We start from the raw sequence: 25199 nt of genomic DNA on the forward strand, positions 1-25199 counted from the left end.
TATGCAGGGCCGGGTCCTATGTCAATGGTGTTAACAAATCAACGACCAGCCATTTCCGGCGAGCGTCCGGCAGCAGGTGAGCGGCACCTAAGCCACCCCGGCCACCCGCGATGACCTCCCTGGGGCATCCTCAGGAGGTGGCGAAGCGCTTGCCCGCGCCCTGACCGGGTACGCGAGCGGTCATCGGGGCCGTCGACATCGCAGGGAGCCGGACATGCGCATCGACCTCACGGGACGCACCGCGCTGGTCACCGGATCGACACAGGGGATCGGAGCCGCCGTCGCCGCGGGCCTCGCCCGCGCGGGCGCCAGGGTGGGGGTGAACGGACGGACGTCGAAGCGTGTCGACGAAGCGGTCGAACGGCTCCAAGTCGAGGTCCCGGACGGCGACTTCGTGCCCGTCAGTGCCGACGTGGCGACCGAGGACGGGACGTCCCGCGTACTGGCGGCCCTGCCCGACCTCGACGTGCTGATCAACAGCCTCGGCATCTTCGGGGCGGTGGACGCCCTCGACATCACCGACGACGAGTGGCGGCGCTACTTCGAGGTCAACGTGCTCGCCGCGGTCCGCCTCACCCGCCACTACCTGCCGGGGATGGTCGAACGCGGCTGGGGCCGCGTCCAGTACGTGGCCAGCGACTCGGCGGTCGTCATCCCCGCCGAGATGATCCACTACGGCATGTCCAAGACCGCCCTGCTCGCCGTCGGCCGCGGCTTCGCCAAGAAGGCCGCCGGAACCGGCGTCACCGTGAACTCGGTGATCGCCGGCCCCACGCACACGGCGGGCGTCGAGGACTTCGTCCGCCAACTGGTCGACCCGGACCTGCCCTGGGACGAGGCGCAGCGGGTCTTCATGCGGGAGCACCGTCCGCAGTCCCTGCTGCAACGGCTGATCGAGCCCGAGGAGATCGCCAACATGGTGGTCTACCTCAGCTCCGACCTCGCGTCCGCGACGACCGGCGGCGCGCTGCGGGTCGACGGCGGCTACGTGGACGCGATCCTGCCCTGACGGCGGCGGTGCGTCAGCGGGCGGGCCCCGGCGGGGCGAGGTCCTCCGGCTCGCCGAACCGCGAGGGGACCAGATTGGCCTGGTGCCGGTGGGCACGGATGAGTTCGGGTGCACGACCTCGTCCAGGCGGTCGATGTCCTGGGCCGTCGGCTCCAGTTGGGCCGCGCCGGGGTTGCCCGCCGGCGGCTCCGGCCACTCGGTGGGGTGCCGGCCGTCGGCGACACCCGCGGGCGGGACGCTGCCGGCTTCCCGCACTCCATCGCCGTCCCTCTCGGTCGGGCGAAGGTGCGGATACGGATACTCCCACGGTGACCGCCGACGCCGCGTCGCGCATGCCGCGGCGGCTCGCCGGAACACACACGAGGGGCGGGGCGCATCACGCGCCCCACCCCTCGCCGCTCCGCGCCGTCCCGTACCGCCCTACGCGCGGTGGTACTGGACGGGAGTGCCGACCTCGCCGCCGAGCTTCTGCGCGGCGTGCCGGGCCCAGTACGGGTCGCGCAGCAGCTCCCGGGCCAGGAGTACGGCGTCCGCGCGCCCCGAGGCGACGATGGCCTGTGCCTGCTCGGGCTCGGTGATCAGACCGACGGCCGCGACCGGCATGCCGGTCGCGCTGCGCACGCGCTCGGCGTAGGGCACCTGATAGCCGGGAACGGCCTCGATCCTGGCGTCCGGCACGTTGCCGCCCGTGGAGACGTCCAGCAGGTCAACGCCGCGGGCTTGCAGTTCCTTGGCGAAGCGGACGGTGTCCTCGCCGGTCCAGCCCTCGCGGTGGTCGTCCGCGTTCTCGGCGAGCCAGTCGGTCGCGGAGGTGCGGAAGAAGAGCGGCAGTTCCTCGGGCCACACGGCGCGGACCGCGTCGACGACCTCCAGGGCGAAGCGGGTACGGCCCTCGAAGGAGCCGCCGTACGCGTCGGTGCGCCGGTTGCTGTGGGGCGAGAGGAACTGGTGGATCAGGTAGCCGTGGGCACCGTGGATCTCGGCGACCTGGAAACCGGCCGCAAGCGCCCGGCGGGCCGCGTCGGCGAATTCCCGGACGATCTCCGCGATCCGCTCGGCGGTCAGCTCCACGGGGGTCGTCGAGTGCTCGGCGAAGGGAAGCGGGCTCGGTCCGACCGGGATCCAGCCGTGCGGCTCCCAGGGCGGGATCGGCGCGCCGCGGTCGACCCAGGTGCGCTCGGTGGAGGCCTTGCGGCCGGCGTGGGCGAGCTGGATCCCGGGGACGGTGCCCTGGGACTTCAGGAACTCCGTGATCCGCCGGAACGCGGCGACCTGGGTGTCGTTCCAGATGCCGAGGTCGTAGGGGCTGATCCGGCCCTCGGCGCTGACGGCGGTGGCCTCCGTGATGATCAGGCCCGTGCCACCGGCCGCGCGGGCCGAGAGGTGGGAGAAGTGCCAGTCGTTCGGCACGCCGGCGTCAGGGCCGTCCGGTGCCGCGCTGTACTGGCACATGGCCGCCATCCAGATGCGATTGGGGACGGTCAGCGACCTGAGGGTGTACGGCTCGAACAGGGTGGTCACGCGGGTGTCTCCTCTGATGGCGTCGGGGGGCCTGGGGCATTGGCGCGGGCGTCCAGGCCGCCATATCAGTGCAACAGCGCCTTACAAGCCACTACAATAATTGCAGACGCCCATAGATGCAAACGCATGCTTTCGCGGCGCCGATCACAGCCGCCGCCACGGCCGGAGGGGAGCGGAGGAGCCGGAGGGGAGCGGCCGGTCCGGCGGAGAGCGATCAGTAGAGAGTGGCGACAGCGGTGCGGTGCAGCATGTCCTCGGCCCGCCCCCAGGGCCAGCCGTTCTCGACGACGAGCGTGCGCCAGCCGGTGGGCCCGAACCAGAACCACAGCAGGTCGGCCGTCTCCTCGACGGCGCAGTGGCGCGGCGGTTCGTCGAGCCCGTGCAGATGGACGGCGACGGTGCGCAGCGCCGCCCGGTACGCGGTGGTGGCCCGCTCCCACAGCGCCTCGCCGTTCTCGTGGACCGGCAGCGCCTTGTGGATGGCCTCGTGGACCCGGAACTGGCTCTCGTTCCCGGCCCGCGTGCCGTGCGCGACGGCCCGCAGCGCCTCGGCCGGCGTGCGCAGTGTGAGCACATGGGCGACGGCGTCCCCGTACCCCGACTGCACGACGGCCGCGTCCACGATCCGGTCGAGGATGTCGCCCTTGCTCCCCACGCTGGCGAACACCGTCTTCGCCGCCACGCCGGCCGCCGCGGCGATGTCCGCGACGGTGACGCGCCCGTAGCCACGCTCGGCGAAGAGCGCCGAGGCCCGGTCGAGGATCAGCGCGCGCGTGCGCGCCGCGGCCTGCTCGCGGAGGGGGGAGACGTATGCGCGCTTCTGGGTCACCGGACCATCCTAGCCAAAATGATCACGACATTGACCTATTCAATCGGTGGTTTGTAACCTCAATATGCGCGGTTCGAACACCCCGCGCCACCGAACCCACCCGACGCGGGCGAAAGGCACACGACGATGGCGATGGACGCCGTGGAACTGGCACACGGGCTCTTCCGGATACTCGAGACGGGCGATCCCGCCCTGGCCGCCGAGGTCGTCGGCGCGGACAACCACAACCGCGAGGCCGCGGTCGCCCCCGCGGCCTGCGCGATCCCCGGCCCCGCCGGCACCCTGGCCTCGGGCGCGTGGCTGCGGTCGGCCTTCGACGGCCTGCGCTTCCCGTTCGCCGGGGTCGCGGTCAACGACCACCAGGTGTGGGTGCGACTGCGCATGCAGGGGCGGCACACGGGCCCCTTCGTCCGCTTCAAGGACGGGGCGCTCGACCAGGCCGTGCCGCCCACCGGGCGGGAGGTCGACTTCGAGCAGGTGCACCTGCTCGACATCCGCGACGGCAAGGTGGTCCGGCACGAGGCCCTGCGCGACGACCTGACGATGCTCGGCCAGCTCGGGGTCTTCCCGCCCTCGCCGGCCGTCGCGCTGCGCGTCGCCGCTTGGAAGATCTCCGGCCGCGCCGCGCGCGCCGCGGCCGAGGTCACGGACGCGGCGGCCGAGGCGGCCCGGGCGCTGGACGGCTTCAGCGCGGCCGCCCACCGGGGCTGACCAGGGTGCTTGCGTCACGGCAGCGTGACGTCCACAATAGTTGCAGACGTTAATTATTGCAGACGTAGATCATCGGGAGGCGGCGATGACCGCGACGGATCCGGCCCTGACCGGGCTCTCGCAGAGCTGGTACGCCCTCTCGGCGCTGCACGGCAGGATCGAGGCGCACATCGAGCGCGCCCTGCAGGCGGGACACGAGCTGAGCGTGCGCGAGTACTCCCTGCTCGAGGTCCTCAGCCGGCAGCACGACGGACCGGGCGGCCACCTCCAGATGAAGCAGGTGGCCGAGGCCGTCGTGCTCAGCCAGAGCGCGACGACGCGCCTGGTGACCCGCCTGGAGGACCGGGGGCTCCTCAGCCGCTACCTGTGCGTCACCGACCGGCGCGGGATCTACACCGACGTCACGGAGCCCGGCCTGGCACTGCTCGCCGAGGCCCGGCCGACCAATGACGCGGCGCTGCGCGACGCGCTGGACGAGGCCGCGAAGAACCCGAACCTGGCCCCGCTGGTCAGGACGGTCGAGGGGCTGCACCTCCCGGCGTCCGTCTGAGCCCGCGGAGGATCACCGAGGCCGGTCGCGCTGCGCGACCGGCCTCAACTCACCGTGAGAAGCGGCGCCGTTCGGGGCGCACTCAGCATGGCATCCCTTTTGCGGTCGTTTGTTCCGCCGTGTCAGGCTGGACTGTCCGACACCGCTGAAGGGACCCGTCATGAGGCTCGCCTCGATCCTTCCCGGCCGCATCGGCTTCGGCACCGCCCCACTGGGCAACATGTTCCGCGCCGTACCGGACGGGGAGGCGCGGGCAACCCTCCGGGCCGCCTGGGACCAGGGCATCCGCTACTACGACACGGCCCCGTTCTACGGGGCGGGTCTGGCGGAGCTGCGCCTGGGTGAACTCCTGTCCCGGCAGCCCTCGGACACCTACGCGCTGTCCACGAAAGTCGGGCGGGTCATCTTCGACGAGAGGGAGGACCCGGGGGCGCGCGAACAGGAACTGGGCGAGAAGGAAGGCCTGTTCGAGCACGGACGGCACCTGACGATGGTGACCGAGTACACCGCGGAGGCCACCGAGCGCTCGCTCGACGACAGCCTCAAGCGACTGGGCACCGACCGCATCGACATCGTGTGGGTCCACGACATCGCGCAGGACTTCCACGGCGACGCATGGCTGCAGAAGTTCGACGAAGCGCGCACCGGCGCCTTCCGGGTGCTCACCCGGCTGCGCGACGACGGCGTCATCAAGGCCTGGGGCATCGGCACCCATCGCGTCGAACCCATCGAGCTGGCCCTGGAGTTGGCGGAGCCTCAGCCCGACGGCTTCCTGCTCGCGGGCCGTTACACCCTCCTGGACCACGAGCGCGCCCTCCAGCGACTGCTGCCCACCGCGCAGGAGCAGGGCCTCGGCATGGTCGTGGGGGGACCCTACAGCTCCGGGGTGCTGGCGGGCGGGGAGCACTTCGAGTACCGGCCCGCCTCCGCGGAAGTGCGCGACAAGGTCCGGCGGATCAAGGAGATCGCCGACCGGCACGGCGTGGGCATGAAGGCGGCGGCGCTGCAGTTCTCGCTCGCCCACCCGGTCGCGTGCGCCGTCGTCCCGGGGGCGACCCGGCCGGGCCGCATCACCGAGGACATCGCCGCGGCGCGGGAGCAGATCCCGGCGGCGTTCTGGCACGACCTGCGCGCGGCGGGACTCGTCAGCCCAGTCGCACCGCTCCCCGGCGGCGCCTGAATCCGCGCCCTGCGGCCGCAGCGTCACCCTCCGCACGCGTCCGCCGACGACACCAGGAGAACACCCATGGCATCGACTTCGACGAGTCAGGTCGTCCCCGCCTCCCCCGCGCACGTGTGGCGGTTGATCGGCGGCTTCGGCTCCCTGCCCGACTGGATCCCCACCATCCCGGACTGCGTCCTCCTGGAGGGCGGCCGGGTCCGCCGGCTCACGACCTCCCAGGGCGAGGTCGTCGTCGAACGCCTGCTGGCCTTCGACGCGCAGCAGCGGTCCTACTCCTACACCCTCGACGCGAGCCCCTTCCCCGTCACGGGCTACCTGTCCACGCTGCGGGTGCACGAGGTCCCCGGCGCGAAGGACGCGGCGGAGGTCCAGTGGTCCGGCCGGTTCGTCCCGCAGGGGGTCGAGGACGACGACGTGATCGCCCTCTTCACCGGGATCTACCGCGACGGCCTGGACGGCCTCCTGAAGGCCCTCTCGGGCTGACGCGCGCGACCGCCACGGACCGTCCCGGAGCGCCGCGGGCACCGGCGGTGTGTGCTCGCCGGTGCCCGCCGCGCCGCACGCCCGCGGTCAGGCCGCGGGCAGCGGGGCCTCCCGCGCGACCAGGCCCTGCGCGCGCAGGTCCTGCCAGAAGGCGGCGGGGACCGGCTCACGGAGGGCGGCCAGGTCCTCCGCGATGCGGCCGGGCTTGGTGGCGCCCGGGATCACGGCGGCGGTCGCCGGGTTGGCGAGGGCGAACTGCAGGGCCGCGGCCTTGACGCCGATGCCGTGCCGGTCCGCGAGGTCCCTGATCCGCCCGACCCTGGCCAGGATCTCCGGCGAGGCCTCCGCGTACTCGAAGTGCCGCCCGCCGGCCAGCACGCCGGAGCTGTACGGGCCGCCGACGACGATGCCGACACCGGCCGCCGCGGCGGCGGGCATCAGGCGCTGCAGGGCCCGTTCGTGGTCGAGCAGGGTGTAGCGGCCGGCCAGCAGGAAGGCGTCCGGGCGCGGTTCGTCGAGGTCGAGGGTGGTCTCCAGGGGCTCGACGCGGTTGACGCCGATGCCCCAGGCCTTGATGACGCCCTCCTCGCGGAGGCGGGACAGGGCGCGGAAGGCGCCGGTGCGGGCCTCCTCGAACTTCTCCAGCCACGCGTCGCCGTAGAAGTCCTGCGCGATGTCGTGGACCCACACGATGTCGACGCGGTCGGTGCGCAGGCGCTTCAGGCTCTCCTCGACGGAGCGCAGCGTGGCGTCGGCGGTGTAGTCGTTGACGATCGTATGGGGGCGGCCGTGCTCGAAGAGGTTGCCCTTCTCGCCCAGTTCGCGCGCGGCCGGGTCGACCTCGTCGAGGATGATCCGGCCGACCTTGGTGCTCAGGACGTACTCGTCGCGCGGCTTGTCCGCGAGGGCGTCGCCGAGCCGGATCTCGGCCAGGCCCGCCCCGTACAGCGGCGCCGTGTCGTAGTAGCGGATGCCCTGGTCCCAGGCCGCCTGCACGGTGGCGGCGGCCTCGTCCTCGGGGATGGCCCGGAACATGTTGCCCAGCGGGGCGGTGCCGAAGCCGATCCGGTCGGGCAGGATGCGCGTGAAGTCCATGGGGGTTCCTTCTCGGATTGCGGGGGTCGCGGGGGATCGCGGGATTGCGCGGACAGGGGGTTGGCGGGCGCGGTACCCGCCGGCGTCGGTGGGGTCAGTGCCGGGCGGCGAGCGCGGGCTGCTCGTGGCCCTGGGAGTCGGCGACGACCCGGCTGCGGCCGCCGCCGGCGTGGCCCCGGCGCCGGTCGAGGCCGGCGGAGACCACGGCCAGCAGCAGGGCGGAGCCGGTGAGCACCGCGCCGACCACGTTGGGCGCGGTGTAGCCGAGCCCCGCGGCGATGACGATGCCGCCCAGCCAGGCGGACAGGGCGTTGCCGAGGTTGAAGGCGCCGATGTTCACGGCCGAGGCCAGGGTCGGAGCTCCGGACGCCTGGTCGAGGACCCGCTTCTGCAGCGGCGGCACGGTCGCGAAGCCCAGGGCGCCGATCAGGAAGACCGTCACGGCGGCGGCGGGCCGGCTGTGCGCGGTGAGGGTGAACAGGGCGAGCACGGCGGCCAGGGAGCCGAGCGCCGTGAAGAGCATCGGCATCAGGGCCCGGTCGGCGTACCTGCCGCCGATCAGGTTGCCGACGACCATGCCCACGCCGAACAGGACGAGCAGCCAGGTGATCGAGGAACCGGCGAAGCCGGCCACGTCGGTCATCATCGGCGCGATGTAGGTGATGGCCGCGAAGACGCCGCCGAAGCCCAGCACGGTCATCGCCATGGCCAGGACGACCTGGGCGTTGCGGAAGGCGCGCAGTTCGTGCCGCAGGCTCACCCCCGCGGGCTTGGGCAGGTCCGGGACCAGCTTGGCGACGCCTGCCAGGCCGAGGACGCCGAGGGCGGCGACGAGCACGAAGGTCACCCGCCATCCGGCGCTCCGGCCGATGAGTGTTCCCAGCGGCACACCGACGACGTTCGCCACGGTCAGCCCGGTGAACATCAGCGCGATGGCGCGGGCCTTCTTCTCGGGCGCGACCAGTTCGGCGGCGACCACCGAGCCGATGCCGAAGAAGGCTCCGTGGGTGAAGGAGGCCAGGATGCGGCCGGCCAGCATGACGCCGAAGACCGGGGCGAACGCGGACACCAGGTTGCCCAGGACGAACAGGACCATGAGCAGCATGAGCATGTTCTTGCGGGACACCTTGGTGCCCAGCAGCGTCATGATCGGCGCGCCGATCATGACGCCGAGGCCGTAGCCCGTCACCAGGAGGCCGGCAGTGGGTACGGACACGCCGAAGTCGGAGGCGACCTGCGGCAGCAGGCCCATGATCACGAATTCGGTGGTTCCGATCCCGAAGGCCCCGATGGCGAGGGCCAGGAGCGCGATGGGCATGGTGGGGACCTCTCAAAGATTGCGATGGCGCCTAGCTGGCGTCCACAATATTTGCAGGCGCCGCATAACGTCAAACGCGGGCCATCCGGAACGTGCAGGCTCGGCGTTCTCGCGGCACTCATGCGCGGCGCACGCAGCCTGCCCACCCTCTCACATATGCCGCGTTTGCAAATACTGGCGTACGCAACTAGCGTGACGGCCCGAAGCGCGGAAGGTTCCCCCCTCCGCCCGGACGTTCACCCGTCCGCACTCGCTCCCACGGCCCCGGCCGGCCGTGACGCGAAAGGATCAGCGCCATGACGACACCCATCCCCCACCTCACGCTGAACAACGGCGTCACCATGCCGCAGCTCGGTTTCGGCGTCTTCCAGGTGCCCGACGCGGAGACGGCCGCAGCCGTCACCACCGCTCTGGAGAGCGGCTACCGCAGCATCGACACCGCGGCGATCTACGGCAACGAGGCCGGCGTCGGCCAGGCCCTGGCGGCCTCCGGCATCCCCCGCGACGAGCTCTTCGTGACCACCAAGCTGTGGAACGCCGACCAGGGGTACGACAGCACCCTGGCCGCCTTCGACGCCTCCCTCGCCCGGCTCGGCCTCGACCACGTGGACCTGTACCTGATCCACTGGCCCGCACCCGCCCACGACCGCTACCCGGACACCTGGCGCGCCTTCGAGAAGATCCGCTCCGAGGGACGGGCGCGCGCCATCGGTGTCTCCAACTTCCAGCCCGAGCACCTGCGGCGCCTGATGGACGAGAGCGGCGTCACCCCGGCGGTCAACCAGGTCGAACTGCACCCGCGGCTGCAGCAGCGCGAGCTGCGCGCCTTCCACGCGCGGCACAGCATCGCGACCGAGGCGTGGAGCCCGCTCGCCCAGGGCGCGCTGCTGGCGGACCCGGCCGTCACGTCCATCGCCGACCGCCTGGGCAGGACGCCGGCCCAGGTGATCCTGCGCTGGCACCTGCAGCACGGCACCATCGTGATCCCGAAGTCCGTGACGCCCGAGCGCATCCGCCAGAACCTCGACGTCTTCGGCTTCGACCTCACCGACTCCGACATCGCCGCGATCGACGCCCTCGACGACGGCGGCCGCATCGGGCCGGACCCCGACACCTTCAACTGACCGCCCGCGTACACGCCACGGCGGGGAGTCGTCGGCCGATCTCGTGGCCGGGCCACCCGGACGACTCGGCAACTCCCCCGGGCCGAGAGCCGGTGGAACGCCGTGCCCGGGAGCTCCCCCAGCGGAGCCGGGAGCGTTCGTGACGACAGGGCCCCGGCGGCCGTCCCCCTACGGCGTCGGCGGGACGCCGCCGGGAGGCCCGGCGGGCGGCTGGGCGGCGGGCTGGCTGAACAGCCGGTCCTCCACCGCGGAGAGCACGAGCAGCAGACCCAGCAGGAACACCGGCAGTCCGAGCACGAGTGCGGCGATCATCGGGGCCTCCTCCACGTGGGGTTGCCCACGCGCCTTCCCCCCGCCGCGCGTTCCATGGCACTCCCCCGCCGACGATGTCCGGCCGCCGCCACGCCCGCGGCGGCCCGCCGTCGTCAGGCGCCTGTCGGCACGGTCCGTGCCGGCCCCTCGCCCCCGCTCACCAGCGCAGCGCGTCCTGTCCGCCGACGTGTCCGACGCGACGCTGGTGCGGGATCTGATCCGGACGGCGGGCGCGGCGTGCCGGGCGGCCGCGCGACCCGCCGTGCTCGCTCCAGCGCAGAACACCGGCGACCGCGGCCGTGGCGCACAACAGTGCGGCGAAGAAGGCGTTGAACATGCTGCCCGCCGTCACGGCACCGATGAGGGCCCCGAGCACGCCGCCGCCCAGTGCCGCGCAGAAAACGAGCCTGCGAATCTTCAAATCCACGAAGAATCACTCCCTTTCGCTTTCGTCACCACCCTTGCCCCGCTCGTGCACCGGTTATTCCAAGGATCGTCTCCATGGGTGAACCCCGCCGCGGTGCCGGTCGAAGTCGGGGAAACGGCGCATGTCGCCCCCCGGTCCGGGCAGACGCGTCACGCGGGACGGGCCCGCCCGGGACCAAGCGGGAGCGGACGGGAACGCCATGGTGGAGCAGCGAAGTGCGGCGGGCGGGCTCCACGGGACCGGGAGCCCGCGATCGCAGGACCGCCCTTACCGGGCCGCGGAGTTGCTGACCGTGGCGCGCCGCACCGCGGTGGCGCTCTGGGACGAGGACGCCTCGGAGAAGGCCGCCGCCCTCACGTACTACGGCGTACTGACGCTCTTCCCCGGCATGCTGCTGACGGTGTCGGTCATCGGCCTGGCCGACGCGTCGGCCACGGGTGACCTCATCGCGCGGGTGAGCGCCCTCGCCCCTGCCGGGTCCGGGGAGATGCTGGCGCGCACGATGCGGGGGGTGGCGCGGGAGCGGTCGGCCGCCTGGGTGCTGGCGGTCACCAGCGGGACGGCCGCGTTGTGGTCGGCGGTCAGTTATCTGGCCGTGTTCCGGCGGGCGTTGCACGCGATGAACCGGGTGCGCGACCACCGGCCGTCCTGGCGTGCCGCGCCGCGCATCGCGGCGACGGCCTCGGTGCTGCTGACGCTGCTCGCGCTGGGCCCGCTGACCTTGATGCTCACGGGCCGGCTGGCCCGGCGGTCAGGTGAACTGCTCGGTGTGTCAGCGGTGGCGGTGACCGCGTGGAACGTCGTCAAGTGGCCGCTGCTGCTGTGCCTGACGACGCTGCTGGTGCTGGTCCTGTTCCGGTCCGGACCGCCGCAGGTGCGCCCGGTGCGGGTGATGCTGCCCGGCGGTGTGCTCGCGGTGCTGCTGTGGCTCGCGTCGACCCCCGTGCTGACGCTGTACGTCGCGCACGTCGGGACGTACAGCCGGCTGTACGGGCCGCTGGCCGGCACGGTGGTCTTCCTGATGTGGCTGTGGGTGTCCAACCTCGCGCTGCTCAGTGGCGCGCACTTCAACGCGGAGCTGCGGCGCCACCGGCCGGGCGGGGCCCCGTGCGCCGCCGGCCGCCGGGACGCGGCGCGATGACGTCGGCCCTGATCTGCCGCATCGGGCTGCTGACCACCCGGTAACGGCCGTTGGGCAGCTGGGCCGTGACACCGGTGACACGCACCGTGAGCGGGCCCGCCCACTCGTAGTCCCGGCGTTCGGCGTGGCGCTGCAGCGCGTCGGTGAGGGCCTCCCCCACGCGGCCGCGGTCCTGGCCCAGTTCCTCGTGCACGGCGACGGCCAGTTCGACGGTGTAGACGTTGGGCACCACCACCCGGCTGGCACTGCACACCACGGCACGGTCGTCGCACTCGCGTCGCAACGCGTCGAGCAGTTCCACCGGCTCGTGGTCGAAGGCCCTGGCGTACAGCGCGTGCTCCCAGCGCTCGATCGCCCTTTCCCAGCGTCGCAGCATCCCCATGCCGTCGCGCCTGCCCGGGCGGCCGGGCCTGATGCCGTCGTGCCGCGACCACGGCCGGAAACCGGCGGTGCGGCGGGACGAACAGCCGGAACTGCGACCCGATGAGAGGTGTGCTGCGATGGAAGCGACGGAAGCGACGGCACCCGCGGGCGGCACCCGGGAAGAGCGTTCGTCCGCGCGCCGATCGCCGAGTCCGCGGAACCAGACACCGGGAGCAGTCGAATGAGCGATGCAGCGCAGGGAGCGGCGGCCCAGGACACCTTCGACGTGGTGGTCGTCGGCGCGGGCCCGGTCGGTCAGACCGTGGCCGAGAAGACCCGGGCGGCGGGGCTGAGCGTGGCGGTGGTGGAGCGCGAACTGGTCGGGGGCGAGTGCTCGTACTGGGCGTGTGTTCCCAGCAAGGCGCTGCTGCGGCCGGTGATCGCCGTCTCCGACGCCCGGCGGGTCGACGGCGCGCGGCAGGCGGTGACCGCGCCGGTGGCCGCCGACGGCGCGTTCGCCCGCCGTGACGGATTCGTCACGGACTGGAAGGACGACGGTCAGGCCGACTGGGTCCACGGCATCGGCGCCGAACTGGTGCGCGGCCACGGGCGGCTGGATGGACCGCGCCGGGTCGCCGTGCACGTCTCCGGGAGCGAGCCGCGTGTGCTGACCGCCCGGCACGCCGTCGCCGTCGCCACCGGCAGCAGGCCCGCGCTGCCCGCCGTCCCCGGGATCGACGAGGCGAGGCCGTGGACGAATCGCGAGGCGACGGACTCCCACACGGTGCCCCCACGGTTGGCGATCGTCGGCGGCGGTGGTGTCGCGGTGGAGATGGCCACCGCATGGCAGGGGCTCGGTTCGCAGGTGACGCTGCTGGTACGGCGCAGCGGCCTGCTGCCGCGCATGGAGCCGTTCGTCGGAGAGATGGTCGCCGTCGGGCTGGCCGAGGCGGGTGTGATGATCCGGACCGGGGTGGCGGTGACGGCACTGTCCCGGCCGGGTGGCACCGGCCCGGTCACGGTGACCCTGGACGACGGCGACACCCTGGAGGCCGACGAGGTCCTCTACGCCACCGGCAGGCTGCCACTGACCGACGACATCGGCCTGGACACCGTGGGCCTGGCCCCCGGCGCGTGGCTGGACGTCGACGAGAGCTGCCGGGTCCGCGATGTCGACGGCGGGTGGCTGTACGCGCTCGGTGACATCAACCACCATGCCCTGCTGACCCACCAGGGCAAGTACCAGGCGCGTATCGCGGGCGCCGCGATCGGCGCCCTCGCGGCGGGCCGGCAGCTGGACACCGCGGAGTGGGGCCCGCACGCGGTCACCGCCGACGTGCACGCGGTGCCGCAGGTGTTCTTCTGCGACCCCGAGGCGGGCGCGGTGGGCCTGTCCGCGGCCGAGGCGGAGCGCGCCGGGCACCGGGTGCGGACGGTGGACGTGGACACGGGCCGCGTGGTGAAGGGTGCGCAACTGTACGCCGACGGCTACCCGGGGCGGGTCCGCATGGTCGTCGACGAGGACACCGGCAGGCTGCTCGGTGTGACGTTCGTCGGGCCCGCCGTCAGCGAACTGCTGCACTCCGCGACGGTCGCCGTCGCCGGGCAGGTCCCGGTCGACCGGCTGTGGCACGTCGTCCCGTGCTTCCCCACGATCAGCGAGGTGTGGCTGCGGCTGCTGGAGGCCTACGCCGCGGAATGAGCCGGAGCCGGGACGGCCGGCGGCGCGGGCGTCAGTGCTCGCGCCGGAGGGCCACGACGGCCATGTCGTCGCCCAGCGGCCCGTGGGCGTGGCCCAGCAGGTCCCGGGTCACCTCCTGCACCAGGGTGGCCGGGCAGGAGCCGGTCAGCCCGGCGGCGCGTTCCACCAGAGGGTAGAAGCCGCCCTCGGCGTCGCGGGCCTCGGTGAGCCCGTCGGTGTAGAGCAGCAGCTGGTCACCGCCCACGAAGGGGAAGGTGCTGGGGGCGTACGTGCTCTCGGCCAGGGCCCCGAGGCCGAGCGGCGGGGCGGGCTCGGCCACGTCGAGCAGGGTCGCCCGGCCCTCGTGCAGCAGGAGCGGGGGCAGGTGGCCGCAGCTGACCACGTGGACGAACGGCTCGTCGTCGGGGATCTCGACGACGGCGGCCGTCACGAAGCGCTCCCCCACGTCGGCCTCGGCCGGTGTGTCGCAGAACTCCGCCAGGCCCCAGCGCACGCTGCCCTCCAGCGAGGCGACCAGTTCCGGCAGCGGCTCCTGGCGGTGGGCCGCGGCGCGGAAGGCGCCGAGCACGGTCTCGGTCTCGCCGAGCGAGTTCAGTCCCTTGCCGCGCACGTCCCCGATGAGCAGGCGGGTGGCGTTCGCGGTGCGCGCTACCGCGTACAGGTCGCCGCCGACCCGGGCGCCGTCGTCGGCCGAGCGGTAGGCGGAGGCGATCGTCAGCGGTCCGGAGCGGCCGGGCAGCGGCCGCAGGACGACTCTCTGGGCCGCCTCCGAGATCCGGCGCTCGCCGGCGAGCTCGTGCCGTCCCCGCTCGCTCGACAGGGCGAAGACCACCAGCAGCACCGACACCAGCACCAGCGACGCCAGCTGCACCAGGACGTTCTCCGTGGTCAGGGCATCGCGTTCGACGGCGGCGGCGATCAGCGCCAGCACGGCGAGCAGCGCGGTCAGGGCGCCGCGCAGGGGCCCGGCGAAGGCGGCGACCAGCGCCACCGGCACCACCAGGACGTGCGCGATGTGGATGTTCATGGGCAGGAACAGGTCCGCCACCGGAACGGCCACGATCAGCAGGGCGGCCACGGCGGTGAGGACGTAGTCGCACACGCGCCGCCCGGCGGTCCCGCGGTCCCCCGCGCCACGGGGCCCGCCATGCCACCACGCCCACATCCTGGCTCTCCTCTCCGCCCCGGACCCGGCCGGCCGCGCACCGGCACCAACCATGGTGCAGGCCATGCAACAAAGAGACCAAACATTCTCTTCCCGACGAAATGCACCATACCCGGCAGCTCTCCCGGCGGTGCGGGGTAGGGATCGAGGATGATCCGGGTACTGGTCGTGGACGACGAGGCGCTGATCCGCACGGGATTCCAGCACATCCTCGACGCGGCGGACGACATCGAGACGGTCGCCGCGGTGCCCGGGGGACGGGCGCTGCGGGCGGTGGAGGAGCTGCGTCCGGACGTCGTGCTCCTCGACATCCGGATGCCCGATGTGGACGGTCTCACGATCCTCGCCGAGATCCGCCGGATGCCCACGCCCCCGGTGGTGGCGATGCTGACCACGTTCGACACCGACGAGTACGTCGCCGCCGCGCTCCGGGCCGGGGCGGCGGGCTTCCTGCTGAAGGACACCGACCCCGAGCAGCTGGCGTACCTGGTGCGGAACCTGGCGGCGGGTGGGGTCGTGCTCGCCTCCGAGGTCACCCGTACTGTCGTGGACGGCTACCTGGAGGGCGAGGAGCAGGTCAGCGCGGCGCACGCGGTGGCCGCGCTGACCGACCGGGAGCGCGACGTGCTCGTCCTGGTCGCCGAGGGGCTGTCCAACGCCGACATCGGCACCCGGGTGCACCTGAGCACCGGCACGGTCAAGGACCACGTCAGCGCCATCCTCACCAAGCTGGGGGTGGGCAGCCGGGTGCAGGCCGCGCTCCTGGCCGAACGCGCGGGGCTGTTGCGCCACCGGCACGGGGACGGGCGCGCGCCGTGAGCCCGAGGCGCCGACGGCTGCGGCCGCGGCCGGCGGACGTGGCGCCGGTCCTGGCCCCGCCGGCCGCGACGGCCGCGACGGCCCGCCCGGGCCGGGACTCAGGCGACGTAGCGGCTGACGCGGGTCGCCCTGTTCAGGGCGTACTCCAGGGGGCCCCGCCGGAAGAAGGACGACCAGACCACGGCCAGCAGCAGCGCGGCCGCGACGAACGCGAGAAGGACCCCCATCGGCGGGCCGGGAAGGTCGTCGAGGTCGAGGCCCAGTGCCTTGATGGCGAGGATGTGCCCGACGTAGAAGGTCAGCGACATGGAGCCGACCGCGATCACCGGCGTCGCCACCCGCCGGACGGCGCGCCCGCGCTCGACGACGTCCGTGCACCCGACGAGCACCAGCAGCGCCACACCCGTGCCGGCGATCACCGAGAGCGTGGTCTCGCTGTGCGGGGAGGCCGCCCAGAGCCACGACGTGGAGTCACCGTCGCCGCTCGGGAAGCCCGCGGCGTCCGACCACCAGGCCGACCGCGCGCCGCCGTGCTCCGCGTCCACCCCGAACATGGAGATTCCCGGCACCACGCCGGGAATCAGGTGCAGCGCCAGCCATGATCCGCCGTAGCCGACCAGGGCCAGCGCTCCACCTGTCATCGCCAGCCGCGCACGAACGGCCGCCGACCTGAGGTCGAGACGGGCAACCGCCATGCCGGCGATGAGGAACGGCACCCACGCGAGGACGGGATAGTCACCGGTGAACATCAGCCCGATGACACCGTCCGTGCCGCCGACGTGGGCCAGGAGGTCGTGCCGCGTGACCGCCTCCGCCCACGAGCCTTGATCGATCGAGCGCTGCACCACGAAGAGGGCCTGGGGCAGCACCAGCACGCTGACCGCCGCGATCGCCGCGACGTCGGCGGGGCGCAGCCGGTGCAGCGGCAGAACGAGCAGGAAGCACACGCCGTAGTACGCGAGGATCACCTCGATCGAGGTGCCCAGCATGGTCAGCGCGGTACCCAGGGCCGCCAGGATCACCGCGCGGACCGCCACCCGGACGACCGCCTGCCGGCCGGCACGGCCGGTGGCGGGGACCCGCCGCCCGGTGATGAGGACGATGGAGAAGCCGGCCAGGAAAGCGAAGAGGGCCGACGACCGGCCCTGCGCCACCTCCATCAGCCGGCCCTGGAACCCTCCTACCGAAGGATCGGGGCCCACGTGGGCCGCGTACATTCCGAGGACCGCCAAGCCGCGCGCGAGGTCCACACCCACCATGCGGCCCACCGACGTGTTTCCGGCGGTGCCTACCGGGGCGCCGGTGGGAGCCGCCCGCTCCGCTACCGGTCGCCCCGGGGCCGACACGGTGAAGAGAACATCGTGCGCCATGCCTCGATCATCCCCGGCCGGGGCCGCCCACCGGTATCCGGCAGGCGTCCGGTCCTGCCCCGCCGGGCGGAGGTGCCCACCCCCCGCCGCCTGGCGGGACCCGGCGCCACGGGCAGGACGCGCTCCGGGCACAATGGGCCGGCATGAGCCCCTGGTTCGAGCAACTGCGGTTCGGCGACGGCCTCGTCCGCCTCAGCGAGCCACACGTCCACGAGATCCTCAGGTCGAACGTGTGGTGGCTGCGGGGCACGGACCGCGACGTCGTGGTGGACGCGGGACTGGGCGTGGTCGCCCTGCGCGAGGCGGTACCCGCGCTCTTCGCCCGCGATCCGCTGGTCGTCCTCAGCCACGCGCACCTGGACCATGTCGGCGGGGCGTACGAGTTCCGCGAGCGGGCGGGGCACCCCGCCGACGCCGCCGCCCTGGCGGCCGGCGTCCCGGCGAGCCTGGACGGGCCCGAACTCGCACGCCTGCTCGGCACCGAGGACGTGGGGGCGGACTTCCCCGACGTGATGATCGACGCGCTCCCCGAACCCGGCTACGACCCGGCGGCGTACCGCGTCGGCGCGGTGACGCTGACCCACCCGGTGGAGGACGGGGACCGCATCGACCTCGGCGGCCGGACGCTCACCGTCCTGCACCTGCCGGGGCACACCCCCGGGTCCGTCGCGCTGCTGGAGGAGCACACCGGCGCGCTGTACTCCGGTGACGTCGTCTACGACGGGTACCTGGTGGACGATCTGCCCGAGTCCGACGTGGCCGCCTACCGGCGCAGCCTGGAGTTCCTGTGCGGGCTGGACGTGTCCGTCGTGCACCCGGGGCACGGGCGCAGCCTCGACCGGGCGCGACTGCGCGACGTCGCGCGGGCCTACCTGCGCAGAACGGACGAGGACGGGGCGTAGCCCGCCCGCGCCCGCGCGGCCGTCCGGGTCATCCGGGCCAGGTGCCGGTCAGCCGCCGCACGCCGGCCGCGCCGCCCCGGTCGACGGCGGCCTTGACAGTGGCGAAGATCGCGCCGCGCAGGGCGGCGGCGATCAGGACCTCCCGCCACGCACGGTCCTCGTCGGTGGCCTTGGGGGCCTCGCTCTCGCGTCCGATGAGCTTCCACGCCCTCGTGAACAGGGCGCCGGCCACGGCGCCGCCGAGCGCGCCGAGGGCCAGGCCCACCGGCCGGTACACCATCCTGGACTTCCTCATGGCCGGCGCTCACCGCCTGGTGCGGCGCACGACGAGGAAGATCAGCACGAACCCCGAGACGACGGCGAGGATCTGCCCGCGGTTGCGACCCGCCGCCGAAGCGGCCTCCTCCGCCTGCTGCCGGAAGCGCTCCGGGGTGCGCTCCTGGACCCGCCTGAACGCCCGGGCGGCCTTGTCCTTGGCCTGCGCCGTCCGCTCGTCGATCTGCCGCCGCGCGGCCGCCACGCGCTCGTGCCCGCGGGCCCCGGACTCCGCGGCGATCCCGCCGAGTTCCTCCCGGGCGCGCACCGCGTCCTCGCGCAACTGGTCGGGCGTCGGGGCCGACGCCGCCCCGCCCGCCTCGTGCTTGTCCGTCATCGCTCCGCCCTTTCCGTGATCCCGGCCGAACCGGCCCTCGCGCCGCGGGCTCCGCGATGCTGATGGATCGTCAGCGGATGGTCCCCGCCTCTCGGCCCTCACCGCCCGGCTACCCCTGTGTGGGCACGGCATGCGGGCGGCCCGGCCCGGGGCCACGTCACGGGCGCGGTGCGGGCGGCTCCTTCTCCCTGCCGAGGCCGGCCTCGACGTCGTGGCCGGCCGGCCCGTGCCCCGCGCCGGGGTGGGCGATGTCCGCTCCGAGGTCGGACGCGGCCTCGCCGGCAGCCTGCGTCAACTCGTCCTCGTCGTGGCGTCGTACGGCGTCCCAATGGCGCTCGGCGATCCGCGCGACAAGGTCACGGACCCCCTCGTGGTGTCCCTCGGCGGGGAGTTCGTCACGGCTCATGCCGCCATGTTCCGTTGCCGGGCAAGGACGGGACAGCCGACCAGGGGTGAACCTCGCTCCCGCACCCGGGCCCTGGCGCGGTCCGTGCCCGCGGCGTCCCCTACGCTCGGCTGGCCAGGGGTGATCAAGAGGAGGGGCAGGCAGGGGTGGGGAACGACGTGCACGGAGGGTGCCCGCAGTGCGGGGCGGAACTGCCGTCGGACCACCGGTTCGTGGTGTGGTGCGTGGGGTGCGCGTGGAACGTGCGGGGCGGTGCCGACGAGGCCGGGGAGGACGCCGGCCGCGTCGACCGGTTCCGGCGGCGACTGTCGCGGGCCTACGGCGAGGAGCTGTTCGGCCGGATGACGTCGGCACAGCCGCCGCGGCCCGGACGCGGCACCACGTACGCCGCGGCACACGCGCTCGCGGGAGTGGTCCACCTGCTGACGCTCGCGGTGGCGGCGAGCGGCCTGTGGCTCGTCGTGACGGGCTGGGACGTGGTCTTCCTGGGCGTGCTGGGGATCATGCTGCTGGCCCTGGCGTGGCTGATGCGCCCGAGGCTGCACGCGCTGCCCCGGGACGGGGTGCGGGTATACCGCGGCGACGCGCCCGCGCTGTACGGGCTGCTGGACGAGGTCGCCGGCGCCCTGGGGGCGCCGCGGGCCGACGTGGTCGTCGTGGACGCTGACGTGAACGCCTCCGTCCAGGTCGTGGGCCTGCGCCGCCGCATCGTGCTGAGGATCGGGCTCGGGCTGTGGGAGCCGCTCACCCCGCAGCAGCGGATCGCCCTGCTCGGCCACGAGTTCGGCCATCTGGTCAACGGGGACACCCGCCAAGGGCTGTTCGTGGGCTCCGCGCTCGGCACGCTCGCCCAGTGGTACGCCTTGCTGCGCCCGACGGACGACACCCGGGGCATGGGGCTGATCGCGACCGCCGCACGGCTGACGATGTTCCCTCCCGCCTACGCCGCGCTCCTGCTGCTGCGCCTGCTCGAGCACCTGACGTTGCGCGCCTCCCAGCAGGCCGAGTACCTCGCGGACGACCTCGCCGCGCGGATCGGTTCCTCGGCGGCGGCCATGGACGTCGTGGACTTCCTGCTGCTGGCCGACACCGCAACGTTCTGGCTGCACCGGCAGGGCGTCTCGGCCAGGACCGTGCACCGGGGCAGGACCGTCGGCCGGCAGCCCGCCGAGACGGTCTGGGAACAGCTGAGGGAGTACACGGACTCGATCCCCCCGCACGAGGTCGAACGGCGGCGCCGGCTGTCCGTCCTGACCGCCCACGCCGAGAACAGCACCCACCCGCCGACGCACCTGCGGCGTGCCGCGCTGGCGGTCCGGGAGCAGCGGCAGGCCGGCGTCGTGACGGACGTCGCGCGGGAGAAGGAGATCGACGCGGGGCTCGACCCGGCGCGCCGGGAGCTCGGCAGGAAGGTGCTGAACGGCTGAGAAGCCGCCGTGCGCCGCCGGGCCGCGTGCCATGATGCGGGACGGTGAGGCACAGGGACGGTCTTGTGCGCGCGGCACGGCACGGGGTACGGGAGCGATGAGACCAGGGCCAGGACCACAGCACCCCCTGACCGCCCCGGGCGCGGCGGGGACGCCGCCTGCCGCACCGGAGCCCGGAACGGCGGCGCCTGCACGGCCCCGGCTCCGGCGGTGGCTGTTCGTCCTGGCCGTGGTCGCGCTGCTGGCGCAGATGGCGGTCGCGATGGTGACGACCGCCGTGCAGCAGACCCCCACCATCGACGAACCCGTCTACGTGGGCACGGCGGAGGTCTACCTGCGCGAGCACAGCCTGCGCTTCAACCCCGAGCACCCGCCGCTGGGCAAGCTCGTGATCGAGAGCGGGCTGGCGTTCGCGGATGTGCACCTGGACCGGGGCTTCACCGGGGACCAGACGCAATTGGGGCGCCGCGTCCTGTACGAATCGGGCAACGACCCGTGGCGGGTGATGCTCGCGGCGCGCCTGCCGGTGATCGTGCTGACGCTGCTCTTCGGGCTGGTCGTCCTGGCCTTCGCGAGGGACCTGTTCGGTCCCGCGGGGGCACTGGTGGCGCTGGCGCTGTACGCCTTCTCGCCGGACGTCGTCGCGCACGGGTCGCTGGCCACCCTGGACGTGCCCGCGGCCGGTTTCGCGCTGACCTCGGCCTGGTGCCTGTGGCGCGCCCGCGGACGGCCGCGCCGGTGGCTGCCGCTCGCCGGTGCGGCGCTCGGGGCGGCGCTGGCGACCAAGATGAGCATGCTGGCGGCGGTGCCGGTGGTGCTGCTCCTGGTCGCCGTCGACCAGGGAAGGCGCCGGCGGTGGGGGCGCGGCCTCGCGGCGGCGGCCGGCGTGGGGCTGGTCGCGGTGGCGGTGGTCTGGGCCGCCTATCTCGCGGTGGACCCGCGGCTGCGGTGGACGACGCCGGGCGGGGTGCCGGCGGTCCACGGACCGCGCGGCCTGGTGACGTCGCTGCTGCCGTTCCCGGAGGCCTACCGGGACGGCGTGCGGCTGCAGTTCGGCTTCGAGAACGCCACGTGGGACGGCTTCCTCTTCGGCCGGCACTATCGCGGGGCGCTGTGGTACTACCTGCCCGCGGCGCTGCTGGTGAAGACCCCGCTCGGCATGACGGCCCTGTGGGCGGCCGGTGCGGCGGCGCTGGTCGCCGTACCCCGGCTGCGGCCCGCGGCGGCGTACCTGCTGCTGCCGCCCCTGGTGCTGCTGGCCGCGGCGATGACCGGGTCGCGGGACCTGGGCGTCCGCTACGCGGTGTTCATGCCCGTGTTCGGGGCGGTCGCGGCCGCGGGGGTCAACGCGGTGCGACGGCGGTGGGTCCACGTGACGGCTGCCGCGCTGGTCGCCTTCGTCGCGGTCAGCTCGCTGCGGACGTTCCCCTACTACCTCCCGTACTCCAACGAGGCTTTCGGCGGTCCCGCGCGGACGCATCTGCGCCTGCACGACTCGAACGTCGACTGGGGCCAGGACCTGGGACGGCTCGCCGACCGCCTGAGAGAACGTCATCCGGGCGAAACGGTCTGGCTGGTCTACAAGGGCAGCGGCGTGCCGTCGTACTACGGCATCGCGTCACGCGACCCGCTGACCGTGCCCCCGGAGCAGGTGCACGGACTGCTCGTCGTCTCGGACTCCTCGGCCGCCAAGGCGGAAGGACGGCTCGCCGCGCTGCTGAAGGGGGCGACCGCGATCGACGAGGTCGGGCACTCGATCACGCTCTACCGCCGCTGAGCGCCGGGCCGTGCGCCCGGCGCCGCTCGTCGGGACCGGTCAGGCCTTGCGGGCCACCATGCCGTAGACGTTGATGTCGGCGTCCGTCACGTCGTTGATGTCGTGGTAACGGATCTTGTCGATGTCGTCCAGGCCCTCGATGAACGCCGGGTCCATGTCCGCCGTGGACGCGCCGGTGTCCGGGGAGTGGTCCGGACGCCAGTGGTGCACGGGGACGAGACCGGGCTCGACGAGCTCGAGGCCGTTGTCGGTGGCGAAGCGCAGGACCTCGTCGTGCGGGCGCAGCACGAAGGAGAAGCCCCGGTCCTGGTAGGTCTTGGCCACCTTGGCGATCTGCTCGGCGTTCAGGTCGGAGGTGAGGTGGGTGAGGACGACGTAGCTGCCCGAGGGCAGCGCGTCCACGAGGTGCTTGACGACTCCGTACGCCTCGTCGTCCTCGACGAAGTGCAGCACGGCCACCAGCACGAGCGCGATCGGCCGCTCGAAATCGAGGGTGCGGGCGGCCTGTTCGAGGATGGCGGCGGGGTCGCGCAGGTCCGCGTCGATGTAGTCGGTCCTGCCCTCGGGGCTGGAGGCGAGCAGGGCACGGGCGTGCGCGAGGACGACGGGGTCGTTGTCGACGTACACCACACGGGCGTCGGGGGTGATCCGCTGGGCGATCTGGTGGACGTTCTCCTGGGTGGGCAGACCGGTGCCGATGTCGAGGAACTGGCGGATGCCCACCTCGCCCGCGAGGTGGTTCACCGCCCGGCGCAGGAGGTCCCGGTTGTGCCGGACGTCGAGGTGGCCGCGGGGGTTGGCGGCGAGGGCGGCCGCGGCGGCGTCGCGGTCGACGGGGTAGTTGTCCTTGCCGCCGAGGAACACGTCGTAGACGCGGGCGGGATGGGCCCGCGTGGTGTCGATGCGCTTGCGGAGCTGCTCGGCGGACTCGTAGGCCGCGGACGCCTGGCTGTCGTTGCCCATGGGACCATCCCCTGAAACTCGAGAAATCGAAAAATCGATCCGATCAACAGACAACTTAGCGCTTCCGACGGTGAGTTGGTGCCCCGCGTCCCCCGCCGGTCACGGCGGTGCCCGCAGGTCACGACGACGACGGCGGCCGTCGGCCCGGTGGCCACCCGCGCGTCCCCGGCTACGGGGCGGGGCTTGCGGTGCCGGCCCGGGGAGCGGCCAGGGCCCGCAGTGACCAGTCCCGTTCGGGAGCGGCGGACCCGGGCGCCGGCCAGCCGTTGACCGTCGCCAGCAGCGCTACGTACCGCTCCCGGCCCGGGTCGTCGGCGGCCGTCAGCAGGGACGGCAGACGGCCGCGCAGGACCGCGTCGTCCGCGGTGCCCAGTGCTTCGGCGCAGCCGGCGGTCAGCGATGCCACGAAGGGCTCCGCCCCCGGGGACAGCGGATCGACGCCGGCCGCGACCGCCGGGCCGATCCGCTCCCTGACCACCGCGACCAGGTCGCGGCGCGGCAGTCCGTCGCCGCCTTCGGGCCGCCGGGCCGTCAGGTCCCGCGCCATTGCGCGCAACCTCGTGCGGAAGCCCTCGTCCTGGGTCAGTTCGGCCAGTTCCACCCACGCGCGGAGCTGCTCCGGGGAGGGGTCGTCAGGCAATTCGGGCGTCAGCGTGCGGCGGATCCCGGCGACCGCCGGGTCCGTGAGGCCGCCGAGGACGGCGTCCAGGAAGCCGTCGATCACCCGCCGCCGCTCCTGCTCGGTCAGCTTGGCCAGTCGGTTCAAACGATCCATCTCCTCGGGTGTGGAGCCGCGTTCGGCCACCGCCGTCAGCACGGCGCGCCGCAGCTGCAGGACGCGGATCTGCGCCGCCAGTGCCTCGGCATGGGCCGCGGCGACCTCGGGCAGCGTGAGTTCCCTCTCCACGACCCTGCGGATCGTGGCGAGGTCCATTCCGAGGTCGCGCAGCGTCCGCACCAGTTCCAGGCGCGCGAGTGCCCGCGCCCCGTACAACCGGTAGCCGGCCGCGCTGCGGCCGGTGGGGACCACGATCCCGCGGTCGGACCAGAACCGGACGGTCTTGACCGTCAGTCCCGTGCGCCGGGCCAGGTCGCCGATGGAATGGAGTGTGCCGTCGTCCATGCCCCCACCCTCCCGTCTCCCCCTGGGGGAGACTCAAGCGGTTTCCGGGATGCCCTCCGGCACTTCGCGCTGCCAGCGGCGCTCGCCGTCGTGCCAGCGGCCGGTGGGGGTGAGTCCGCAGGCCTCGGCCACGGAGGCGGAGGCGCGGTGGTCGGGGTGGATGTGGGCGACGATCGTGCGGACGCCGCGGGAGTCGAGCCAGCCGGTCAGGGCGCGGGCGGCCTCCCGGGCGAGGCCGCGGCCCTGCCAGGGAGTGCCGACGACCCAGGCGATCTCCGCCTCGGGGCCGGCGGCTCCCGGGGAGATCGTCGCCTGGACGTAACCGGTGAGGCACCCCTCGTCGCGCAGCCGGAGCACCCAGTTGAGCCAGGAGACGGCCGGGTCGGGGGAACCGGCGAGCACGCGCCCGTAGCGGGCGCGCAGTTCACCCGGGGTGTCGGGGCGGCCGCCGGTGAAGGTGTGCAGGGCCGGGTCGGACAGGACGCGGGCCATCTCCTCCGCGTGGCCGGCACGCAGCGGGAGCAGGTCGAGGCGGGCGGAGCGCGGCGCGCCGTCGACGGCGACGCACACGCCGACGACCCGCCCGGCGCCGGTCCCCTCGCCTGCGCCGGAGCGCACGCGGGGGCCGTCCCCGTCCGCGGCCGTCACCAGGTGCAACCCGGCGGCGCCGGCATCCCGTACGAGGACGACGTCCCCGGCCGCGATCCACGTGGGGTCGACCGGTGCCACGACGACCCGCTGTCCGGCGCGGAGCGGCGGCGCGGCCCCGTCCGGGCAGCCGAACTCCACGGTATGCCCGGCGGCGACCCGCTCCGCCACGTTTTCCA

Annotated in this window: 27 protein-coding genes; 12 read left to right on the top strand and 15 right to left on the bottom strand. The window is 73.5% G+C overall.

Translation table 11 applies throughout. The annotated features are described in order from the left end of the window. Positions 1–214: 214 nt before the first annotated feature. Entirely contained in the window at positions 215–1009 is a 795-nt protein-coding gene (locus tag ACIP98_RS27290; protein ID WP_401978408.1) for an SDR family NAD(P)-dependent oxidoreductase, read from the top strand. Between the two features lie 420 nt (positions 1010–1429). On the opposite strand, the gene ACIP98_RS27295 is transcribed toward ACIP98_RS27290, so the two are convergent. Together ACIP98_RS27295 and ACIP98_RS27300 are read right to left on the bottom strand one after the other, a co-directional pair. Continuing rightward, positions 1430–2530: an NADH:flavin oxidoreductase/NADH oxidase gene (locus tag ACIP98_RS27295; protein ID WP_319663938.1), complete on the bottom strand. Its 1101-nt coding sequence runs from the start codon at positions 2528–2530 to the stop codon at positions 1430–1432. A gap of 214 nt (positions 2531–2744) precedes the next feature. Next, positions 2745–3359, bottom strand: coding sequence for a TetR family transcriptional regulator (locus tag ACIP98_RS27300; protein ID WP_319663939.1), 615 nt, complete (start codon positions 3357–3359; stop codon positions 2745–2747). A gap of 126 nt (positions 3360–3485) precedes the next feature. Here ACIP98_RS27300 and ACIP98_RS27305 point away from each other — a divergent pair, with 126 nt between their 5' ends. From ACIP98_RS27305 to ACIP98_RS27320, 4 genes are all read left to right on the top strand, one after another. Beyond that, positions 3486–4070 carry an ester cyclase gene (locus ACIP98_RS27305; RefSeq protein WP_401978410.1) on the top strand — a complete coding sequence of 195 codons (585 nt, stop codon included), beginning with the start codon at positions 3486–3488 and terminating at the stop codon, positions 4068–4070. 85 nt (positions 4071–4155) lie between these two features. Next, entirely contained in the window at positions 4156–4620 is a 465-nt protein-coding gene (locus ACIP98_RS27310) for a MarR family transcriptional regulator (protein ID WP_319663941.1), read from the top strand. A gap of 160 nt (positions 4621–4780) precedes the next feature. Further along, the gene (locus ACIP98_RS27315; RefSeq protein ID WP_319663942.1) at positions 4781–5800 is read left to right on the top strand and encodes an aldo/keto reductase; all 1020 of its coding nucleotides are present in this window, start codon (positions 4781–4783) and stop codon (positions 5798–5800) included. 66 nt (positions 5801–5866) lie between these two features. Then, positions 5867–6286, top strand: a complete 420-nt coding sequence (locus tag ACIP98_RS27320) for an SRPBCC family protein (protein ID WP_401978412.1) — start codon at positions 5867–5869, stop codon at positions 6284–6286. 87 nt (positions 6287–6373) lie between these two features. On the opposite strand, the gene ACIP98_RS27325 is transcribed toward ACIP98_RS27320, so the two are convergent. Next, complete coding sequence (locus tag ACIP98_RS27325; RefSeq protein ID WP_401978414.1) at positions 6374–7381, bottom strand: aldo/keto reductase; 1008 nt, start codon at positions 7379–7381, stop codon at positions 6374–6376. A gap of 94 nt (positions 7382–7475) precedes the next feature. After that, positions 7476–8699 (bottom strand): MFS transporter, encoded by a 1224-nt coding sequence (locus ACIP98_RS27330; RefSeq protein ID WP_319663945.1) that lies wholly within the window; start codon positions 8697–8699, stop codon positions 7476–7478. 296 nt (positions 8700–8995) lie between these two features. Here ACIP98_RS27330 and ACIP98_RS27335 point away from each other — a divergent pair, with 296 nt between their 5' ends. Then, complete coding sequence (locus tag ACIP98_RS27335; RefSeq protein WP_401978416.1) at positions 8996–9823, top strand: aldo/keto reductase; 828 nt, start codon at positions 8996–8998, stop codon at positions 9821–9823. A gap of 168 nt (positions 9824–9991) precedes the next feature. Here the strand turns inward: ACIP98_RS27335 and ACIP98_RS27340 are convergent, their stop codons facing one another. Together ACIP98_RS27340 and ACIP98_RS27345 are read right to left on the bottom strand one after the other, a co-directional pair. Further along, positions 9992–10135 carry a hypothetical protein gene (locus ACIP98_RS27340; RefSeq protein WP_319663947.1) on the bottom strand — a complete coding sequence of 48 codons (144 nt, stop codon included), beginning with the start codon at positions 10133–10135 and terminating at the stop codon, positions 9992–9994. Between the two features lie 157 nt (positions 10136–10292). Then, the gene (locus ACIP98_RS27345; protein ID WP_319663949.1) at positions 10293–10562 is read right to left on the bottom strand and encodes a hypothetical protein; all 270 of its coding nucleotides are present in this window, start codon (positions 10560–10562) and stop codon (positions 10293–10295) included. Between the two features lie 199 nt (positions 10563–10761). Between ACIP98_RS27345 and ACIP98_RS27350 the strand changes: the two genes are divergently transcribed. Further along, positions 10762–11703, top strand: a complete 942-nt coding sequence (locus tag ACIP98_RS27350) for a YihY/virulence factor BrkB family protein (RefSeq protein ID WP_401978418.1) — start codon at positions 10762–10764, stop codon at positions 11701–11703. On the opposite strand, the gene ACIP98_RS27355 is transcribed toward ACIP98_RS27350, so the two are convergent. Beyond that, positions 11630–12085, bottom strand: a complete 456-nt coding sequence (locus ACIP98_RS27355; RefSeq protein ID WP_401978420.1) for a DUF3662 domain-containing protein — start codon at positions 12083–12085, stop codon at positions 11630–11632. The two genes, ACIP98_RS27350 and ACIP98_RS27355, sit on opposite strands and share 74 nt — an antisense overlap. A 222-nt stretch (positions 12086–12307) precedes the next feature. Between ACIP98_RS27355 and ACIP98_RS27360 the strand changes: the two genes are divergently transcribed. Further along, positions 12308–13768, top strand: a complete 1461-nt coding sequence (locus ACIP98_RS27360; RefSeq protein ID WP_401978421.1) for a dihydrolipoyl dehydrogenase family protein — start codon at positions 12308–12310, stop codon at positions 13766–13768. A gap of 31 nt (positions 13769–13799) precedes the next feature. On the opposite strand, the gene ACIP98_RS27365 is transcribed toward ACIP98_RS27360, so the two are convergent. After that, the gene (locus ACIP98_RS27365; protein ID WP_319663954.1) at positions 13800–14870 is read right to left on the bottom strand and encodes a PP2C family protein-serine/threonine phosphatase; all 1071 of its coding nucleotides are present in this window, start codon (positions 14868–14870) and stop codon (positions 13800–13802) included. 213 nt (positions 14871–15083) lie between these two features. Here ACIP98_RS27365 and ACIP98_RS27370 point away from each other — a divergent pair, with 213 nt between their 5' ends. Further along, complete coding sequence (locus ACIP98_RS27370) at positions 15084–15752, top strand: response regulator (RefSeq protein WP_401978423.1); 669 nt, start codon at positions 15084–15086, stop codon at positions 15750–15752. Positions 15753–15850: 98 nt separating this feature from the next. On the opposite strand, the gene ACIP98_RS27375 is transcribed toward ACIP98_RS27370, so the two are convergent. After that, positions 15851–17122, bottom strand: coding sequence for a heparan-alpha-glucosaminide N-acetyltransferase domain-containing protein (locus tag ACIP98_RS27375; protein WP_401978424.1), 1272 nt, complete (start codon positions 17120–17122; stop codon positions 15851–15853). 143 nt (positions 17123–17265) lie between these two features. On the opposite strand from ACIP98_RS27375, the gene ACIP98_RS27380 reads away from it, so the two are divergent. Continuing rightward, positions 17266–18024, top strand: coding sequence for an MBL fold metallo-hydrolase (locus ACIP98_RS27380; RefSeq protein WP_401978426.1), 759 nt, complete (start codon positions 17266–17268; stop codon positions 18022–18024). Positions 18025–18052: 28 nt separating this feature from the next. Here ACIP98_RS27380 and ACIP98_RS27385 read toward each other — a convergent pair whose 3' ends face one another. From ACIP98_RS27385 to ACIP98_RS27395, 3 genes are all read right to left on the bottom strand, one after another. Further along, the gene (locus ACIP98_RS27385; RefSeq protein ID WP_401978427.1) at positions 18053–18319 is read right to left on the bottom strand and encodes a DUF4235 domain-containing protein; all 267 of its coding nucleotides are present in this window, start codon (positions 18317–18319) and stop codon (positions 18053–18055) included. A 9-nt stretch (positions 18320–18328) separates the two neighbouring features. Further along, positions 18329–18676, bottom strand: coding sequence for a hypothetical protein (locus ACIP98_RS27390; protein WP_401978428.1), 348 nt, complete (start codon positions 18674–18676; stop codon positions 18329–18331). Positions 18677–18833: 157 nt separating this feature from the next. After that, positions 18834–19082 carry a hypothetical protein gene (locus ACIP98_RS27395; protein ID WP_401978430.1) on the bottom strand — a complete coding sequence of 83 codons (249 nt, stop codon included), beginning with the start codon at positions 19080–19082 and terminating at the stop codon, positions 18834–18836. 146 nt (positions 19083–19228) lie between these two features. Between ACIP98_RS27395 and ACIP98_RS27400 the strand changes: the two genes are divergently transcribed. Both ACIP98_RS27400 and ACIP98_RS27405 read left to right on the top strand, forming a co-directional pair. Continuing rightward, on the top strand, positions 19229–20509 hold the full coding sequence (locus ACIP98_RS27400; RefSeq protein WP_401978432.1) for a M48 family metallopeptidase: 1281 nt from the start codon (positions 19229–19231) through the stop codon (positions 20507–20509). Between the two features lie 97 nt (positions 20510–20606). Further along, positions 20607–22286 carry a glycosyltransferase family 39 protein gene (locus tag ACIP98_RS27405; RefSeq protein ID WP_401978434.1) on the top strand — a complete coding sequence of 560 codons (1680 nt, stop codon included), beginning with the start codon at positions 20607–20609 and terminating at the stop codon, positions 22284–22286. A 39-nt stretch (positions 22287–22325) separates the two neighbouring features. Here the strand turns inward: ACIP98_RS27405 and ACIP98_RS27410 are convergent, their stop codons facing one another. The 3 genes from ACIP98_RS27410 to ACIP98_RS27420 form a co-directional block, all read right to left on the bottom strand. Then, positions 22326–23249: an SAM-dependent methyltransferase gene (locus ACIP98_RS27410; RefSeq protein WP_401978436.1), complete on the bottom strand. Its 924-nt coding sequence runs from the start codon at positions 23247–23249 to the stop codon at positions 22326–22328. Positions 23250–23418: 169 nt separating this feature from the next. Further along, on the bottom strand, positions 23419–24372 hold the full coding sequence (locus tag ACIP98_RS27415; RefSeq protein ID WP_401978437.1) for a MerR family transcriptional regulator: 954 nt from the start codon (positions 24370–24372) through the stop codon (positions 23419–23421). 33 nt (positions 24373–24405) lie between these two features. After that, a complete protein-coding gene (locus ACIP98_RS27420; protein WP_319664023.1) occupies positions 24406–24942 on the bottom strand; it encodes a GNAT family N-acetyltransferase in 537 nt (178 codons plus the stop codon). Positions 24943–25199 lie beyond the last annotated feature (257 nt).

Origin of the sequence: Streptomyces sp. NPDC088354, from assembly GCF_044753585.1 — a bacterium.
Lineage (GTDB): Bacteria > Actinomycetota > Actinomycetes > Streptomycetales > Streptomycetaceae > Actinacidiphila.

Excerpts from the sequence above, each read along its gene's own strand:
- ACIP98_RS27290 (WP_401978408.1), top strand. The coding sequence starts at position 215 with ATGCGCATCGACCTCACGGGACGCACCGCGCTGGTCACCGGATCGACA.
- ACIP98_RS27305 (WP_401978410.1), top strand. The coding sequence starts at position 3,486 with ATGGCGATGGACGCCGTGGAACTGGCACACGGGCTCTTCCGGATACTC.
- ACIP98_RS27310 (WP_319663941.1), top strand. The coding sequence starts at position 4,156 with ATGACCGCGACGGATCCGGCCCTGACCGGGCTCTCGCAGAGCTGGTAC.
- ACIP98_RS27315 (WP_319663942.1), top strand. The coding sequence starts at position 4,781 with ATGAGGCTCGCCTCGATCCTTCCCGGCCGCATCGGCTTCGGCACCGCC.
- ACIP98_RS27320 (WP_401978412.1), top strand. The coding sequence starts at position 5,867 with ATGGCATCGACTTCGACGAGTCAGGTCGTCCCCGCCTCCCCCGCGCAC.
- ACIP98_RS27325 (WP_401978414.1), bottom strand. The coding sequence starts at position 7,381 with ATGGACTTCACGCGCATCCTGCCCGACCGGATCGGCTTCGGCACCGCC.
- ACIP98_RS27330 (WP_319663945.1), bottom strand. The coding sequence starts at position 8,699 with ATGCCCATCGCGCTCCTGGCCCTCGCCATCGGGGCCTTCGGGATCGGA.
- ACIP98_RS27335 (WP_401978416.1), top strand. The coding sequence starts at position 8,996 with ATGACGACACCCATCCCCCACCTCACGCTGAACAACGGCGTCACCATG.
- ACIP98_RS27340 (WP_319663947.1), bottom strand. The coding sequence starts at position 10,135 with ATGATCGCCGCACTCGTGCTCGGACTGCCGGTGTTCCTGCTGGGTCTG.
- ACIP98_RS27350 (WP_401978418.1), top strand. The coding sequence starts at position 10,762 with ATGGTGGAGCAGCGAAGTGCGGCGGGCGGGCTCCACGGGACCGGGAGC.
- ACIP98_RS27355 (WP_401978420.1), bottom strand. The coding sequence starts at position 12,085 with ATGGGGATGCTGCGACGCTGGGAAAGGGCGATCGAGCGCTGGGAGCAC.
- ACIP98_RS27360 (WP_401978421.1), top strand. The coding sequence starts at position 12,308 with ATGAGCGATGCAGCGCAGGGAGCGGCGGCCCAGGACACCTTCGACGTG.
- ACIP98_RS27370 (WP_401978423.1), top strand. The coding sequence starts at position 15,084 with ATGATCCGGGTACTGGTCGTGGACGACGAGGCGCTGATCCGCACGGGA.
- ACIP98_RS27375 (WP_401978424.1), bottom strand. The coding sequence starts at position 17,122 with ATGGCGCACGATGTTCTCTTCACCGTGTCGGCCCCGGGGCGACCGGTA.
- ACIP98_RS27380 (WP_401978426.1), top strand. The coding sequence starts at position 17,266 with ATGAGCCCCTGGTTCGAGCAACTGCGGTTCGGCGACGGCCTCGTCCGC.
- ACIP98_RS27385 (WP_401978427.1), bottom strand. The coding sequence starts at position 18,319 with ATGAGGAAGTCCAGGATGGTGTACCGGCCGGTGGGCCTGGCCCTCGGC.
- ACIP98_RS27390 (WP_401978428.1), bottom strand. The coding sequence starts at position 18,676 with ATGACGGACAAGCACGAGGCGGGCGGGGCGGCGTCGGCCCCGACGCCC.
- ACIP98_RS27395 (WP_401978430.1), bottom strand. The coding sequence starts at position 19,082 with ATGAGCCGTGACGAACTCCCCGCCGAGGGACACCACGAGGGGGTCCGT.
- ACIP98_RS27405 (WP_401978434.1), top strand. The coding sequence starts at position 20,607 with ATGAGACCAGGGCCAGGACCACAGCACCCCCTGACCGCCCCGGGCGCG.
- ACIP98_RS27410 (WP_401978436.1), bottom strand. The coding sequence starts at position 23,249 with ATGGGCAACGACAGCCAGGCGTCCGCGGCCTACGAGTCCGCCGAGCAG.
- ACIP98_RS27415 (WP_401978437.1), bottom strand. The coding sequence starts at position 24,372 with ATGGACGACGGCACACTCCATTCCATCGGCGACCTGGCCCGGCGCACG.